The organism is Pontibacter virosus (assembly GCF_003096355.1).
In the GTDB taxonomy this organism is placed as follows: domain Bacteria; phylum Bacteroidota; class Bacteroidia; order Cytophagales; family Hymenobacteraceae; genus Pontibacter; species Pontibacter virosus.
In genome coordinates, this window is the sequence record NZ_QEKI01000006.1 from 1 (window position 1) to 16915 (window position 16915).

9 protein-coding genes are annotated in these 16915 nt (G+C 51.4%); 8 read left to right on the forward strand and 1 reads right to left on the reverse strand.

The genetic code is table 11. The annotated features are described in order from the left end of the window. From C8E01_RS10540 to C8E01_RS10565, 6 genes are all read left to right on the forward strand, one after another. Positions 1 to 558, forward strand: a 558-nt coding sequence (locus C8E01_RS10540) for a T9SS type A sorting domain-containing protein (protein WP_133242753.1), incomplete at its 5' end; no start/stop codon positions are given. Between the two features lie 93 nt (positions 559 to 651). Next, positions 652 to 1047, forward strand: a complete 396-nt coding sequence (locus tag C8E01_RS10545) for a hypothetical protein (RefSeq protein ID WP_133242754.1) — start codon at positions 652 to 654, stop codon at positions 1045 to 1047. 161 nt (positions 1048 to 1208) lie between these two features. Then, positions 1209 to 6113: a DUF4082 domain-containing protein gene (locus C8E01_RS10550; RefSeq protein ID WP_116543350.1), complete on the forward strand. Its 4905-nt coding sequence runs from the start codon at positions 1209 to 1211 to the stop codon at positions 6111 to 6113. A 180-nt stretch (positions 6114 to 6293) separates the two neighbouring features. Next, positions 6294 to 6617 (forward strand): DUF6660 family protein, encoded by a 324-nt coding sequence (locus C8E01_RS21460; RefSeq protein ID WP_133242755.1) that lies wholly within the window; start codon positions 6294 to 6296, stop codon positions 6615 to 6617. A gap of 105 nt (positions 6618 to 6722) precedes the next feature. Next, a complete protein-coding gene (locus C8E01_RS10560; protein WP_116543353.1) occupies positions 6723 to 11120 on the forward strand; it encodes a CusA/CzcA family heavy metal efflux RND transporter in 4398 nt (1465 codons plus the stop codon). Between the two features lies 1 nt (position 11121). Continuing rightward, positions 11122 to 12294, forward strand: a complete 1173-nt coding sequence (locus C8E01_RS10565; protein WP_116543355.1) for an efflux RND transporter periplasmic adaptor subunit — start codon at positions 11122 to 11124, stop codon at positions 12292 to 12294. A 183-nt stretch (positions 12295 to 12477) separates the two neighbouring features. On the opposite strand, the gene C8E01_RS10570 is transcribed toward C8E01_RS10565, so the two are convergent. Then, positions 12478 to 13197: an arylesterase gene (locus C8E01_RS10570; protein ID WP_116543357.1), complete on the reverse strand. Its 720-nt coding sequence runs from the start codon at positions 13195 to 13197 to the stop codon at positions 12478 to 12480. A 145-nt stretch (positions 13198 to 13342) separates the two neighbouring features. Here C8E01_RS10570 and C8E01_RS10575 point away from each other — a divergent pair, with 145 nt between their 5' ends. Both C8E01_RS10575 and C8E01_RS10580 read left to right on the forward strand, forming a co-directional pair. Continuing rightward, positions 13343 to 14062 (forward strand): ABC transporter ATP-binding protein, encoded by a 720-nt coding sequence (locus tag C8E01_RS10575; protein WP_116543359.1) that lies wholly within the window; start codon positions 13343 to 13345, stop codon positions 14060 to 14062. A 112-nt stretch (positions 14063 to 14174) separates the two neighbouring features. Further along, positions 14175 to 16685 carry an ABC transporter permease gene (locus C8E01_RS10580; RefSeq protein ID WP_243409540.1) on the forward strand — a complete coding sequence of 837 codons (2511 nt, stop codon included), beginning with the start codon at positions 14175 to 14177 and terminating at the stop codon, positions 16683 to 16685. Positions 16686 to 16915 lie beyond the last annotated feature (230 nt).

Below are 16915 nucleotides of genomic sequence, written 5' to 3' on the forward strand. Positions count from 1 at the left end.
TCGCCCTCAGCGGTGGGGAGCGTTAAGTTCGAGCTGAGCGGGGCCCAGAGCAAGACCTTCACCGACAGCAAGGCCCCCTACGCCCTGCACGGCGATAACGGCAGGGGCAACTACCACTACGGCAACTGGAACCCGCCGGCCACCGGCGCCTACACCCTCAAGGCCACCCCCTACACCGGCAGCAAGGCCACCGGAACGGCCGGAACGCCCCTGACCATCAACTTCACTTTCACTTCAACTTCATCAGGCTTAACTGCAGGATCTGTGCGCTCCTTACATGAACTTGAGTCTCGAGATAAGGAAGAGTTAGTGGTGTATCCTAACCCTTTCTCAGATAAAGCTACAATTAGCTTTATGCTGCTGGAGAATGGTGCTTATACAGTCAGCCTGTATGATGCGAAAGGAGCCATGGTGGAAGTTTTGAAGCAGGGAAAAGGTGTAGTAGGTGATCAAAACACAATACAAGTTGATGGTACAAAACTTTCGAAAGGGCTATACTTGGTTAGGCTACAAACGAATGGAAAAGTCTCCTCTACCAAGCTTATAGTTGACAGATGATACAGCATCCGGGCTGGTATGAAACCACATCTGACCGGGTGATTAAATCACTCGATATTATTTAAATGACATTGAAATCAAATGAATAAAAATATGAAACTACTCCTGATAATTATGTTCGTCGCCCTCCCTTACATTTCTTTTTCGCAAGCGTTTGTTATAAAGGCCCCAAGTCCCGTCTCTTCAAATGGTAAAGTTCCAGAACACGTCACTTTCAGAGTTGAACAACCCATTAGTCCAACAGACAGAGTCCCTGTACATGTAAACATGCCGGTTAAAGTCACAAAGCTAACCATCCGGAAAGAAAGGAAAGATTCCGTTCCTATGACCTATACATTGCAGGTAGGAGAGGAGGAACAAAGTTTTTTAGGAGATGGGGCAGACCATGAGGTAGAGTTTTCTCACGATATAAGAGGTTTGGTCGTCTCCATACTGGACGAAAAGCGAGCGGTACAAGTAAAGTCCTTCATATTGAAAAAGAGTAAATAACTGTTGCGTTTACATGCATTCACACCTAGTCTCCGCAAAGAGCAAGGGCAGAACAAATAAATGTACTGCTCTTGCTGCTGATTCTGAATTAGAGAATCAAATGTTAGATATTGAATCTAGTTTGTTGATGTACTTAAGCTTAACTGAGTTGAACAAAATGAATGGAAAAGTATTATAATCTCGCAAGCCCGAAACTGGTTGGGAAACCTTCTTTGGTTAATGTTACAACCGAACCTAGCGCTTCATGTTTGAATCGTTGCCGCTTATCCTGGTGGTGTTTAACACTCATACGCTCACTTCTATTCCTGTTCTGCTACATAAGTATATTGAGTGTGTCTGCACAGAATGCCATTGTGACGGAAAATGCTAAGACAGGTAATCCCTCTTCAGAATGGCAAATCAGTGGGGCTGGCGATTTGTCTATACAAGGTTTTGCAACGGACATAAGCTACAATAAAGGAGAGACAGCCCGATTCAAAATCAAGACCAGCGCAAGAGCCTTCATAATCAGGGTTTATCGCTTAGGGTTTTATCAAGGCAATGGCGCCAGGTTCCAGGGGGACGCCACGGTTACTGCTGCATTACCACAGAGTCAGCCAAACTGCCTCACCAACTCTTCAACAGGCCTTCTTGATTGCGGCAACTGGGCCGAATCTGCAAGTTGGCTAATCCCCAGTACTGCAGTGTCTGGTATATACATTGCAAAACTGACCCGCACTGATAATGGTGGCTCCAGCCACATCACATTCATTGTTCGCGATGATGCCAGTACTTCGGATTTGTTTTTCCAGACTTCAGATGCTACCTGGCAGGCATACAATGTGTATGGCGACAACAACAATGGCAAAAGCCTCTATACCGGCTCGGGCGGAAAAGCAGCGAAAGTCAGCTATAACAGACCCTTTATCACCCGCAATGGCGGAGGTGGCGGTGGAGCGGAAGAAGACTGGCTGTTCAATGCGGAATATCCCATGATTAGGTGGATTGAGGCCAACGGCTATGATGTGACCTACACAACGAACGTTGACGGTGACCGCCGAGGCAACCTCATCAAAAACCACAGAGTTTTCCTGTCAGTGGGACACGACGAGTACTGGTCAGGCACTCACCGCGCACATGTGACTGCTGCCCGTGACGCAGGTACGAGCCTGGCATTTTTCAGTGGCAATGAAGTATATTGGAAAACTCGCTGGGAGAACAGTATCGATGGTAGTGGCAAATCCCACCGAACCTTGGTATGCTATAAAGAAGGGGGAGATGGTGAAAACACCTGTAGTGGCAAATGCGACCCGAGTTCAGAATGGACAGGCCTGTGGCGCAGTGGTTGTGAATATACCACCGGAAATGTATTGGTTGACGGTTGTAATCCAGAGAACGAACTGACTGGGCAAATCAGTTGGGAACTTTCTGACGCATCCTTACAGGTGCCCAGCACTTACGGTAACCTTCGTTTTTGGCGTAACACGAGCGTATCCTCCCTTAGTAGTGGCCAGACCGCCTCGTTCACGTACGGTACTATTGGCTATGAATGGAACTCCGAACAGGAGCAATACAGGTCCACTTATCCTAATGGGAGAATCATACTCTCCAGTACTGTAATAAATGGAAAGACACACCATTTGTCTCTCTACAAGCATAGCAGTGGGGCACTTGTATTCGGCGCGGGTACGGTGCAGTATTCCTGGGGCTTGGATAGCAACCATGACCGGGGGAATGCTGCTCCAAGCTTGGCTATGCAACAAGCTACAGTCAATCTTTTCGCAGATATGGGGGTACAACCCGGAAGCTTACGCTCGGGGTTAGTGCCAGCCTCTGCATCCACAGACACACAAGCTCCTTCTACGACCATTGCTTCTCCTGCAGAAGGGGAAAGCCTACCACTAGGATCTGCCGTCACTATAAGCGGTACGGCCACAGATGCCAATGTCGTTGCCGGCGTGGAGGTGTCTACAGACGGTGGCAATACCTGGCGCCTGGCTAGCGGCACTACAAACTGGTCCTATACCTGGACACCCACAGCATCAGGAGCAGCTACCATCAGAAGCCGTGCCTTTGATGACTCGGGTAATATGAGTGTTCCAGTCATCAGGAATGTGACGGTAGGAGGTACAGTGAGTGTCAACTGCCCCTGCACAGTTTTCCATTCATCCTCGGCACCCACGGGCAGCCTGCAGAACGACGGGCAGGCCCTGCAGCTGGGCATGAAGTTCCGCTCATCGATCGACGGCTTCGTGACGGGGGTGCGCTTCTACAAGCAGAGCGGCAACACCGGCACCCACACCGGCCAGCTCTACAACAGCGCCGGCGTCCTGCTAGCCTCGGTGGCGTTTAGCAACGAGACAGCCACCGGCTGGCAGGAGGCGGCCTTCGCCTCGCCGGTGGCCGTCTCGGCCGGCACCACCTACGTCATCTCCTACCACTCCAGCGCCGGAAACTACTCCGTCAACGACAACGCCTTCAGCCAGGCCATCGTCAACGGGCCGCTGACTGGACTGCAGAACGGGGTGGACGGGGCTAATGGCGTCTACCGCTATACCTCCTCACCAGCCTTTCCGACCAGCAGCTACGCGGCGAGCAACTATTGGGTAGATGTGGTCTTCAACACATCGACTTCCCCAGGTAATCAGGCGCCTATAGTCTCGATAACCTCGCCAGCAAATAACGCTACTTTCACAGCCCCTGCTTCTATAGCCATTGCCGCCTCCGCTTCGGATGCAGACGGGACCATATCCAAGGTAGAGTTCTTCAACAGTGACACAAAGCTTGGGGAGGACACGGACGGCAGCGACGGCTGGGCCTTTGTTTGGAATAGCGTACCCGGGGGGACCTATGCACTGACAGCAAAAGCTACCGACAATGTGGGGGCTGCGGCTAGCTCGGCAGTCGTGAATATCACAGTGTCATCATCAACCAACCAGGTACCAACCGTGAGCATCACCTCGCCAGCGAACAATGCCACTTTCACGGCGCCTGCTTCTGTCTCTATTGCCGCCACGGCTTCAGATACAGATGGCACAGTGTCGAGAGTGGAATTCTTCAATGGAGACACAAAGCTAGGGGAAGACACATCCAGTCCTTATTCCTATACCTGGGGCAGCGTGGCAGCAGGCAGTTACCAGATAACTGCCAGAGCCACTGACAATGCCGGGGCAGTCGCCACCTCCGCCGTTGTGAACATAACGGTAAACCCTGCTCCGTCAGGTTGTCCCTGCACGGTGTTCCAGCCAAGTGCTGTGCCGGCAAGCGGTGTCAAAAACGACGGAATGGCACTGCAGATAGGAATGAAATTTCAATCAACGGAAAATGGTCTTGTAACGGGCATTCGTTTCTACAAGCACTCAGGTAACACGGGTACCCATACCGGCCAACTCTACAGCAGCAGCGGCATACTACTGGCTTCAGTCACTTTCACCAACGAGACGGCCTCGGGCTGGCAGGAGGCGGCCTTCGCCTCGCCGGTGGCTGTCACGGCCGGCACTACCTACGTGATTTCTTACCACAGCGGCGCCGGAAACTATACCTCAGACTATTCCTATTTTAACCAGGCTGTTTCGAATGGCCCGCTCAAGGCTTTGGCTAACGGAGAGAGTGGTGCGAACGGAGTATATAGGTATACCTCTACGCCAGCTTTCCCAACCAGCGATTATCAAGCCAGCAACTATTGGATAGACGTGGTCTTTAACATGGATGTACCTCCAGCTAACCAGCCCCCAACAGTCTCTTTGACCTCACCGGCTAATAATGCCACTTTCACGGCTCCAGCCTCCGTTGCTATTGCCGCCTCCGCCTCAGATGCAGATGGTACGGTGGCCAAGGTAGAGTTTTTCCAAGGGAACACGAAGTTGGGCGAGGATTTGAGCAGCCCCTATACCTTCGCCTGGAATGGGGTAGCAGCCGGAAGTTACCAACTGACAGCCAGAGCCACTGACAACGGTGGAGCGGCTTCCACGTCTACGGCGGTTGCCATAACAGTTGTTGAACCAGCCAACCTGCCACCTACAGTCTCACTTACGTCCCCAGCCAACAACGCTACTTTCACTGCTCCGGCCAACATTGAGCTAGCAGCCACGGCAGCTGATCAGGACGGGAGCATCACAAGGGTAGAGTTCTACAGTGGAGGAACAAAGATAGGAGAGGATCTGACCAGCCCATACACTTACTCTTGGGGCAATGTGGCAGCCGGCACCTACCAACTGACCGCCAGGGCATTTGACAACTTAGAGGTGGCAACCATATCTACTGTCGTAAACATAACAGTGAATTCTGCCTCTTTAGGCTGCCCCTGCACGGTGTTTCAGCCAAGTGCGGTGCCAGCAAGCGCAATGAAGAACGACCGCCGGGCGCTTCAAGTAGGAATGAAGTTCCAGGCATCGGTTAATGGCTACGTGACGGGCGTTCGTTTCTACAAGCACTCAGGCAACACGGGCACCCACACTGGCCAACTCTACAGCAGCAGTGGTACTTTGCTGGCTTCGGTGGTGTTCAGCAACGAGACAGCCACGGGCTGGCAGGAGCAGGCCTTCGCCTTGCCGGTGGCCGTCACGGCCGGCACCACCTACGTCATCTCCTACCACAGCAGCGCTGGAAACTATACCTCAGACTATCTTTACTTCTCGCAGGCTGTGAGCAACGGTCCTCTGCGGGCGCTGGCCAATGGAGAAAGTAGTGTCAACGGTGTGTACAGGTATACCAGCTCGCCTGCCTTCCCTAGCAATGGCTACCGATCCAGCAACTATTGGGTGGACGTGGTTTTTGATTCAAACTTGGCGGCTACCTCAGTTAGCTCGCTTGAGCAGGCAGATTTGGAAGAAGCCATTATCGTATACCCTAATCCGTTCTCTGGCAAGGCTACAGTAATCCTTTCTCTTCTAAAGACCGGTGAATACACAGTAGAACTGTATGATGTGAAGGGAGCAATGATTGAAACCCTTAAACAGGGAAAGGCAGTAGCAGGCAAGCTCGAGCACATAGAAATTGATGGAAACAAGTTTCCCAAAGGTTGGTATATACTCAAGCTTAAATCACAAGATTATAACCAAAGTACTAAACTTTTAAATATCAAATAATCCATATTTGCACAATCTTCATTTAAAAAGTCCGGTGAGCTACTATCTTAGCCCGCCGGACTTTTTTTATTTGTAAAAAAAGTACTGTAATAAGGCTAAACCCATCTTAAACTAATTAAGAATCAATATTAGTTAGCTACTGCCAAGGTGTTTTTAAGCCATTATCCTATCTTTGTATACATGAAGCTAGTAGCTATCTTCTTTTCCCTGTTCCTGTTCTGGACGGCCTGCCTGCCGTGCACGGATAAGATCATGGACAGCCACGAGCATCATCCGAACCTGACCGACGTCGCCGATACCACCGGCGAATCGCCCTTTCACGAAGACACCTGTCCTGTTTTTTGCAGTTGCGGCTGTTGCGCGACGTTTACTGTCACAGTTGACCCAGAGCACATTATCTTTCGTGTGCCTGTTATCCCTCAATCCAAACCACTTATATACCCGGAGCTGCGCGAAATAAAGATCGCCTCTACCTGGTGGCACCCTCCTCGGCTGGTAGCCTGATTCCATTATCAAAATAAAATGCAGCTTAAAGTAAAACCACAGGCTCTAAAGAGTGCTTGTGGCATTGCTGCATACCTATTCCATTGATTCAAAATCAAGCTTACCATGTTTAATAAAATCATCGATTTTTCGATACATAATAAACTGGTGATCGGGCTGATGGTGCTGGCGTTGATCGTATGGGGGACTTATTCCCTGACGCAACTGCCTGTAGACGCCGTACCCGACATCACTAACAACCAAGTGCAGGTGGTCACCTCTTCACCAACACTGGCCGCGCAAGAAGTAGAGCGCTTTATTACCACACCCATTGAAATGGCACTCGCCAACGTGCCCGACGTAATAGAAATGCGCTCCGTGTCGCGTTTCGGGCTCTCCGTGATCACAGTTGTGTTCAAGGACGAAGTTGATCAGTACCTGGCCAGGCAAATGATCACGGAACGGCTGGGCGATGCGGCCCGACAGATACCCCAGGAGATGGGAACCCCCGAACTGGCACCCGTAACAACCGGCTTGGGCGAGATCTACCAGTATGTGCTGGTGACAGATCCGGAAAGTGATAGTAGATACAACCCTACTGAGTTGCGAACTATTCAGGACTGGATCGTACGGCGTCAGTTGCTGGGCACACCCGGCGTGGCAGATGTGAGCAGCTACGGGGGCTTTCTGAAGGAATATGAAGTGGCTGTGAATCCGGCAAGCCTGCGCAGCATGAACCTGTCTGTGACAGACGTGATTGCGGCGCTGGAGCAAAACAACGAAAATACCGGAGCCGCTTACATCGAGAAAAACCAAAACGCTTTCTTTATCCGTGGTCTCGGGCTGGTTAGCTCGCTGGAGGATATCGAGCAGATCGTCATATCCAACCGAAACGGGATGCCCGTGCTGGTGCGCGATGTGGCCAAGGTACAATATGGCCATCCGGTACGCTACGGCGCCCTCACGCGCAATACAGAGGGTGAGGTAGTGGGCGGCATCGTGCTGATGCTGAAAGGGGCCAACTCTTCTGAAGTGATTAAGAATGTACAGGACAAAGTGGCCAGTATTCAGTCTTCTTTGCCGGAAGGTGTGGTAATCGAGGCGTACCTTGACCGGAGTGACCTGGTGAGTAAAGCGATCAACACGGTGGCTACCAACCTGATCGAGGGTGGCCTGATCGTAATTTTCGTGCTGGTGCTCTTGCTGGGCAATCTGCGGGCAGGACTCGTAGTGGCCTCTGTTATACCTTTGTCTATGCTCTTTGCGCTCGGCATGATGAATGTATTTGGCGTATCAGGTAACCTAATGAGCCTTGGCGCCATTGACTTCGGGCTGATCGTAGACGGAGCCGTGATCATCGTGGAAGGCGTGCTGCACTTTATTGTGGTCAAGAACAAGGACCTGCCACTGCGCCGTTTGACGCAGCACGAAATGGACCTGGAAGTGAAAGACGCGGCCTCCAACATCATGAACTCCGCCGCGTTTGGTATGCTCATCATCCTGATCGTATACCTGCCGATCATGGCCCTGGTAGGTATAGAAGGTAAAATGTTTAAGCCGATGGCACAAACCGTGAGTTTTGCCATTTTGGGTGCTTTTATCCTTTCCCTGACTTATGTGCCGATGGTGTCTACGCTCTTGCTGAGCAAGACCACCAAACACAAACCAAATATTTCGGATAGACTGATGGGCTTCTTAGAGCGGGTATACAGACCAGTTATTACCTTCGCCCTGCGCAGCAAAGCACTCGTCATCGGTGCTGCCCTGATCCTGTTTGCCTTTAGTTTGTTTGTATTCAGCCGCATGGGAGGCGAGTTTTTACCTGATCTGGAGGAAGGTGACTTTGCCATGGACCTGCGACTGGTACCGGGCGCCTCACTCAGCCAGACAATCGAGACTACGACCAAAGCGAGTGAAATTCTGCTGACCCAGTTTCCGGAGGTGACCGAAGTGATCGGCAAGATAGGAACAGCAGAGATTCCAACAGACCCGATGCCAATTGAGGCAGCTGACGTGATGATTCTGCTCAAAGACAAAGACGAATGGACCAGCGCCAACACCCGCCAGGAACTTGCTGCCAAAATGGACGAAGCATTGAAAGTACTGCCTGGGGTGAATTATGGCTTCCAGCAGCCGATCCAACTCCGTTTTAACGAGTTGATGACAGGCGCGCGACAGGATGTGGCGATCAAAATATTCGGGGAGGATCTTGACCAACTTTCCGAGCTGGCGGGTCAGGTTGACAAACTGATTGCTCCGGTGGAAGGGGTGCAGGATATCTATGTAGAGGAAGTGACGGGTCTGCCACAGATTGTGGTCAGTTATAACCGCGCCCGTATGTCGCAGTACGGCCTGCAGGTGGCTGATGTGAATGCGGTGCTGCGCACAGCCTTTGCCGGACAAACAGCGGGAGCCATCTACGAAGGTGACCGTCGTTTTGACCTGGTCGTGCGCATGGAGGGAGGCTCCCGTAACGACCTGAATGATATTGAAGACCTGTTTGTGTCGCTGCCGCAGGGCGGACAAGTCCCCCTACAACAAGTGGCTGACATCAGATTTGAAGAAGGCCCAATGCAGATTTCCCGTGAGGAAGGCAAGCGCCGCATTGTGGTAGGCTTTAACGTGCGCGAGCGCGATGTGGAGTCGATCGTGTCGGAAATCCAGGAGAAACTGAACCGCGAACTGCCGCTTCCGGCTGGATACTTTATTACGTATGGCGGACAGTTTGAGAACCTGGTGCATGCTAAAGAGCGTCTGTCGGTTGCTGTTCCGGCTGCCCTGCTGTTGATCCTGTTGCTCTTATACTTTGCCTTTAAGTCTGTGAAGCAAAGTCTGCTCATTTTCACCGCTATACCTTTGTCAGCCATTGGGGGAATCTTTGCGCTCTGGTTGCGTGATATGCCTTTCAGTATCTCAGCTGGCGTAGGCTTCATTGCCCTGTTTGGTGTTGCGGTGCTGAACGGTATCGTGCTGATCGGCTATTTCAACCAGCTCAAGCGGGAAGGAATGACGGACGTATACGAAAGGGTGTTACTAGGCACCAGTGTACGTCTTCGCCCAGTATTGATGACGGCTTCTGTAGCCGCCCTAGGCTTCCTGCCGATGGCCCTTTCCGGTTCTGCCGGAGCCGAGGTGCAGCGTCCGCTGGCCACGGTAGTAATCGGGGGTTTGTTTACTTCTACCTTGCTAACATTGGTGGTACTACCAGTTCTCTACTATATTTTCTCTTCCAATGAAAAGCCTTCTGAAGAAGGGGTGCACCGCAAGGCAGTACCAGCACACTTAATCACGCTCCTGCTGATCGCATGCGGTGTGTTGTACGCCGGACAAGGTATAGCGCAGTCGGTACAGGGCCCGTTAAATCTGGAGCAGAGCATCAACTATGCCCGGGAGCACAACTTGGGACTGAAGAGCGCTACCTACAGCGTTGAGCGAGAGCAAGCATTGCGCGGCGCAGCGACTGACCTGCCAAAAACAAACCTTTCCTACAGTCGTGGGCAGATCAGTACCATAAACAGGGATGAGTACATCTCTGCCTCCCAACAGTTCGCCTTCCCGACAGTATACCGCGATCAGGCCAAACTGGCAGACGCTACCATCCAACAAGCGGAGGCACAAAAGCAGATAGTAGAGCGGGAACTGGTCCGGGATGTAAAGCAAGCCTGGTACGTGCTACAATACCAAAACGAACGGTTACGCCTGCTCCAGCAGCAGGACAGTCTGTACGGCCGTTTCACAAGGGCCGCAACCATACGCTTCAGGACAGGGGAAACGGGTTACCTGGAACAGGCCACTGCCGAAACCCGAAGTTTGGGTATAAAAACTGAACTACAGCAGGCGATGGCCGATAAGCAAATTGCTGAGCGCCGTTTGCAACAACTGCTACAGGCGCAGGAGCCACTGCAGTTTGCCTATGAACGCCTGAGCAAGCGGGAGTTACTTTTACAGTCCGACAGCACAGCCTTAGCGGCAAATCCCTACCTGGCCTTTTTGAAGAGTACAACTCAGGTAGCCGAGCGGCAAAAGCACCTGGAGCAATCACGTATGTTGCCGGACTTTACAGTAGGATACTTTAACCAAACATTTGTGGGAGAGGCGCCTCGTGACAATCCGAACAGAGTGTATACCTCCGGGGACCGCTTCACGGGATATGAAGTAGGTATAGCTGTACCGCTTTGGTTCGGGGCGCAGCGTTCACGCATTAAGGCGGCCAAAATGAACGAGGAGGCCGTGAAAAGTCAGGCACACTACCAACAGCAACTGCTCTTGACCGAACTTCAGAATTTAATGCAGGAGTTGCAAAAGCATACTAACACCTTGGCTTTCTTTGAGCAAGGCGCACTCAGGCAGGCCGATCAAATGAACAAAGCAGCCGAACTCAGCTTCCAGACCGGAGACATTGACTACGTAGAGTATGTGCAGGCGCTCGATCAGGCCTACCAGCTGCGCAGCAACTACCTCAATGCCCTCCGGGACTACAACCAAACCATTATCAGCTTAGAATTCACCGCAGGAATCGAATAACATGACAGCATATACAATCAGAATCATCACCCTTTGCAGCCTCATCAGTTTAGCGGCGTGCTCCGAAAAGACACCTGCCGAAGAGCCAGAAGCCTTGGCCATAGAAGCATCCGCCAGCGCATCACCCTTTGTTGTAACCTTTTCAGAGGCACAACAAAAAGTAGGTAATATTGAATTAGGCACGATTGAAAATAAGCCGCTTTCGGCACGCATTACAGCTAACGGACAACTTCAGCTGCCCCCGCAGAACAAAGCCAGTATCAATCCCTTAATGGGTGGTGTGGTGCGGAGTATACCTGTAAAAGAAGGCGAGTATGTTAAAAATGGAAAGGTACTGGCCACCATACAGAACCCGGAGCTGATCAAGCTGCAGGAAGAGTACCTGACTACCCGCAACCAACTGCGCTTTGCCGAACAGGACTACGAGCGCCAGCGTACCCTCAACGAAGAGCAAGTGGGTTCCCGCAAACGATTTGAACAGGCTGAGTCGGACGTAAAGGTGCAGCGTGCACGACTCAAGGCACTGGCTACGCACCTTGCAGCCATGGGCATTTCGCCTAAAAACGTAGAAGCAGGGCAAATTACCTCGACTATGGCAATTACAGCGCCTATTAGTGGCTATGTACGCGTGATTGATGTCAACATGGGCTCCTATGCCCAGCCAGGGCAACAGATGTTTGAGATCGTAGACAACCATCACCTGCATTTAGAACTCAGCGTGTTCGAGCGTGATTTCAGCAGGATGAAAGAGGGGCAGAAAGTGCTGTTTACTTTACCGAACGTGGCCGGAGAACCACTGGAAGCAGAGATCTTCGCTTTGGGCAGGGCTTTTGAAGGCGATTCCCGCATGGTGACGGTGCATGCTGAGCTCGAAAATAACAAAAACACCAACCTGCTGCCCGGCATGTACGTGAACGCGCAGATCCTGGCCGGAAAACAGGAGCTGCCGTCGCTGCCCGAAGAGTCGGTGGTACGTTACAAGGGCAAGCACTATGTTTTTGTGAAAGAAGGTCCAACCATATTCCGCATGCAGGAAGTGGAGACAGGTATAGCAGAGGGTGGTTACACAGAGGTGAGTTTAACTAAGGAGCTACCAGCTTCTACACAAATTGTCACTAAAGGGGCTTATTATGTACTGGCCGAAAAAATGAAATCAGAAGTGGCTGAGGACTAACAGGTATAGAAACAGCCTAAACAAATACAGCGCCGGCTCCAATGAAGGGACCGGCGCTGTTATTTTGTGAAAGGATTAATTATTAATTAAACTTTCAACTTTTAGCCATGCTTTTATACGTGCAGGGGTGCATCAATGGTTACATATCATTAAAAATAATTCAAATTATTATTAAAAAGTGCCTTAGGAGGCTCTATTGGCCAACAAAATTGGCTCCAACACAGACCACACATTGTCCGCCAAGATCCGCTGCCCATCTATCGTAGGGTGTATACCATCTCCCTGATTCAATGCCCGGTCACCTGCCACGCCCTCTAGCAGGAAGGGGATAAGTGCTACTTCTTTGTCTTCAGCCAGACGCGTGAACACTTGCTCAAACTCCTGGGTATAGCGCTGGCCCATGCTTGGTGGCATTTGCATACCAGCCAGAATGATCTCCGCATCCGGATTCTGTTCACGCACTTTATCGATGATCGTGCCTAAATTATCATAAGTCGAAGCCGGATCTATACCTCTCAAACCGTCATTGGCACCCAGTTCCAGCACAAACACATCGATCGGCTGTTTCAGCAACCAGTCAATGCGGCTTCTACCACCGGCGGAGGTTTCGCCACTCAAGCCTGCATTCACGGCTTTGTAAGGCAGGCCCAGCGAGTCAATTCGCTCTTGGATGAGGGCAGGAAAGGCTTGGTCAGGTTCCAGTCCGTAACCGGCTGTAAGGCTGTTTCCGAAGAACACGATGGTTTTGATGCGCTCGTTCTTAGGTTTGTCGGTTGTGGCTGTCGTGTCAGTTTGGGCTTGTTGTTCTGTCGCCACCTGCTCCGTAGTGCTTGCCTGTTCACAGCCCGCCAAGGTGAGGAGGAGGGCTAGAAAAAGCGGGATATACTTGCTCTTATTGTTCATGTACCTTATTTTTTCCTAAATTTAGTTTTATCAATCTTAAAACCTATAACGGTCGGTATAAGTTATTAGGTTCGGGAATAGCACCGCGCAAACCTATACCGGTGGCGCTATACCTGCCGTTACATTACATAAAAACACTACCTACGTGTCTACTATACTAGAAATCAACAACCTGAGAAAAACCTACGATAGCGGCGACCGTCATCTGACCGTGCTCGAGGGCATCAACTTTACACTGCAGGCTGGAGATACCTGCGCGATCGTAGGTCCATCCGGAAGCGGCAAAACTACCTTGCTGGGCCTGTGTGCCGGACTTGACCGGGCCAGTAGTGGCTCCGTGATCTTAAACGGTGTGCGACTCGACAACCTGAGCGAAGATGCCCGGGCGCAGGTACGCAACCAGTACGTGGGCTTCATCTTTCAGAACTTTCAGCTTATACCTACGCTCACAGCGCTCGAAAACGTAATGGTGCCACTCGAGCTACGTGGCGAACGCAATGTGCAGCGCGAGGCCATGGATTTGCTGGCCCGTGTAGGACTGGCCGAGCGCCACGACCATTACCCGACCCAGCTGTCAGGAGGGGAGCAACAGCGCGTATCGCTGGCAAGGGCTTTCTCGAACCGGCCTACCATCCTCTTTGCCGATGAACCAACCGGTAATCTGGACGAGGAAACAGGGGATAAGGTGGAAAGACTCCTGTTTGAGCTCAACCGTGAAGCGGGAACTACACTCGTACTCGTAACCCATGACCTGGAACTGGCCGAAAAAACGCAACGCATTATTCGCATTAAGGGCGGGCATGTGGTGTCGGATACAGGGGCTTCTGAAAGAGTTCACCAGTCGGAGGGTTCCAACCTTTCCTGAGGTATAAATACCAATATCATAAAGAGTTACAACACTAAACATCAAGTATATCTTGTCTGACAACAAGCCTAATCCGGATAAACCTAAGCTGAACATACCTTGGCTGCTCAAGATGGCATGGCGCGACACACGTCGCAGCCGGGGCAGGCTGGTTTTGTTCCTTTCGTCCATTGTGCTAGGTATAGCTGCCTTGGTGGCCATTAACTCTTTCCGCGACAGTCTGCAACTAGCCATCGACGAAAAAGCCAGAACCCTGATCGGGGCTGATCTGGTAATGGGCATGAACAAAGAGCCCGATTCGCTTTCCATGGCCATTATCGACTCTGTGAGCACGCTGGGTAAACGATCCAACGAGAATCGCATGATGTCGATGGTATACTTTGTGAAAAGCAACGAAACGCGATTAGTACAGGTACGGGCGCTGGAGGGCGAATTCCCCTATTTTGGGGCCATCGAAACAAAACCAGAAGAGGCGAGTCGAAGTTTTCGGGAGGACAGGCGCGCGCTCGTAGACCATAACCTGATGTTGCAGTACGAAGCCCAGGTCGGTGACTCGATTAGGGTTGGCGCTGTGACATTTGCCATCGAAGGGGCCCTGCACCGCATACCTGGTCAAACAGCCATGACCGCTGCCGTAGCGCCTGTGGTTTATATCCCCAGACAGTATCTCCCTGAAACCGGATTAATCCAGCGTGGCAGCCGGGTCTCTTATTACTATTATTACGACCTCAATGAAGCCGTGCAGCCAGACACGCTGGGCAAAAGACTTGATCCGCGGTTCGAGGAGTATGGCATGTTCTACGACACAGTGGAAACCCGAAAGGCGAGTATGGGCCGTTCTTACGATGAACTAGCCCGATTTCTGGCACTCGTAGGCTTTGTTGCTTTGCTGTTAGGCTGTGTGGGCGTGGCCAGTGCCGTGCACGTGTACATGCGCGACAAGCTAGCGACAATTGGTATCCTGCGCTGTCTGGGCATGAGCGGCAAGCAAGCTTTCCTGGTATACCTGTTTCAGGTGATGGGTATGGGCTTACTGGGAGGCTTGGGCGGCGCTGCTTTGGGCAGTGTTGTGCAATTGGTACTGCCGGAGCTGTTCAAAACTTTCCTACCAGTTACGGTGGACGCATATTTCTCACCAGCCGCCGCTACACAGGGTATACTATTAGGCGTGGTGGTATCGGTGCTTTTTGCACTGTTGCCGCTTCTAAGTATCCGTCAGGTATCGCCGCTTATCACCTTGCGGGCTACTGTCGAGCACCTCACCAATCAGAAAGACCCGCTCCGGTGGGCGGTATACGGCTTGTTGCTTGGCTTTATTGTGGTGTTCTCGCGCTGGCAACTGGGCACCTGGTGGCAGGCGCTGTACTTCACAGGTGGCGTCATCGCGGCTTTCCTGGTACTCGCTTTGCTCGCTAAAAGCCTTTCGTGGACCGTCAAACGCTTCTTCCCGACGCACTGGGGCTATGTCTGGCGGCAGGGCCTGGCCAACCTGTACCGACCCAACAACCAGACCTTGTTGCTGATGGTATCCATCGGTTTGGGCACGGCGCTGATCGGCACGCTCTTCATGGTGCAGCGTACCTTGCTAAGTGAAGTATCGCTGTCCGGCACCGAAAACCAACCTAATCTGGTACTCTTCGACATCCAAAACAGCCAGCGGGATCAAGTTGCTGATTTAACCAAAGAGGAGGGACTGCCAATCCTGTATTTCGACCCAATCGTGACAGTCAGGCTGGAACAGATCAATAACCTCACTTTGGCAGATGTGCGCAAGGACACGACCTTAGAGATCAGACCTAGGAACTTTACTCGGGAATACCGTGTGACCTACCGCGATTATTTAAGTGATTCTGAGAAGACAGAAGCTGGTGAATGGGTCGAAGGGCAGTATAAAACGGGCAAAAGAGTACCTGTGTCGCTGGAAGAAGGGTATGCCGAACGAATCAAGGTAAAAGTAGGTGACTCCCTGGTCTACAATGTACAGGGGGCGACTATACCTGCCCGCGTAGTTCACCTGCGTCGCGTCGACTGGAACCGGGTGCAGACCAACTTCCAAGTGCTGTTCCCAAAAGGAGTATTGGAAGAAGCACCGCAATTCCATGTGCTGATGACCCGCAGCGATAATGAGCAACAGGCCGCACAGTTTCAGCGCCGGGTCGTGGAGGCCTTCCCGAACGTATCGGCCATCGGACTCGACCTGATCCTGCGCACTTTAGAGGAAGTGGTCAGCCAGATCTCTTTTGTGATTCAGTTTATGGCGCTCTTCAGCATTTTCACGGGTTTGCTTGTGCTAGTGGGATCCGTGAATGTGAGTAAATTTCAGCGGGTGCAGGAGAGTGTGCTTTTGCGGACATTGGGCGCTAACAAAAAACAGATTCTAGGTATAACACTGATGGAGTACGCCATGCTCGGTATACTGGCTGCTGCAGTAGGCTGCGTAATTGCCTTCGGAGCCGCATGGGCATTGGCGGTATTCAGCTTTGAAATGGAATTCGTGCCGGTGCTTTGGCCGTTGCTGGTGATTTTCGTGGTTGTTACCCTATTAACTGTAGCCGTGGGCTTACTAAATAGCCGTGGCGTGCTAAATAGGCCTCCTTTGGAGGTACTGAGAAGAGAAGCGTAGGAGTTTAAAAGTTGGGGAGTTTTGAAATTGGAAAGGAGGGGATTTAAAAATCAGGTTAATTGATTCTAAATTCTCGATCCAAGTTGCCAGAAAACAAAAAAGGGATCTCTTGAAAGATCCCTTTTTCTAAAGGTTGCATAGACAACAAATGCCATCTGCAAACTTTGATTATATTGGTTTATACGCCCGACTTTTGGGGAGGTTACAGCACCGGAAAAAATTCTTGAAAA

Bases quoted from the DNA above. Each gene is read 5' to 3' on its own strand.
- C8E01_RS10545 (WP_133242754.1), top strand. From the start codon at position 652: ATGAAACTACTCCTGATAATTATGTTCGTCGCCCTCCCTTACATTTCT.
- C8E01_RS10550 (WP_116543350.1), top strand. From the start codon at position 1,209: ATGGAAAAGTATTATAATCTCGCAAGCCCGAAACTGGTTGGGAAACCT.
- C8E01_RS10580 (WP_243409540.1), top strand. From the start codon at position 14,175: ATGGCATGGCGCGACACACGTCGCAGCCGGGGCAGGCTGGTTTTGTTC.
- C8E01_RS10565 (WP_116543355.1), top strand. From the start codon at position 11,122: ATGACAGCATATACAATCAGAATCATCACCCTTTGCAGCCTCATCAGT.
- C8E01_RS21460 (WP_133242755.1), top strand. From the start codon at position 6,294: ATGAAGCTAGTAGCTATCTTCTTTTCCCTGTTCCTGTTCTGGACGGCC.
- C8E01_RS10570 (WP_116543357.1), bottom strand. From the start codon at position 13,197: ATGAACAATAAGAGCAAGTATATCCCGCTTTTTCTAGCCCTCCTCCTC.
- C8E01_RS10560 (WP_116543353.1), top strand. From the start codon at position 6,723: ATGTTTAATAAAATCATCGATTTTTCGATACATAATAAACTGGTGATC.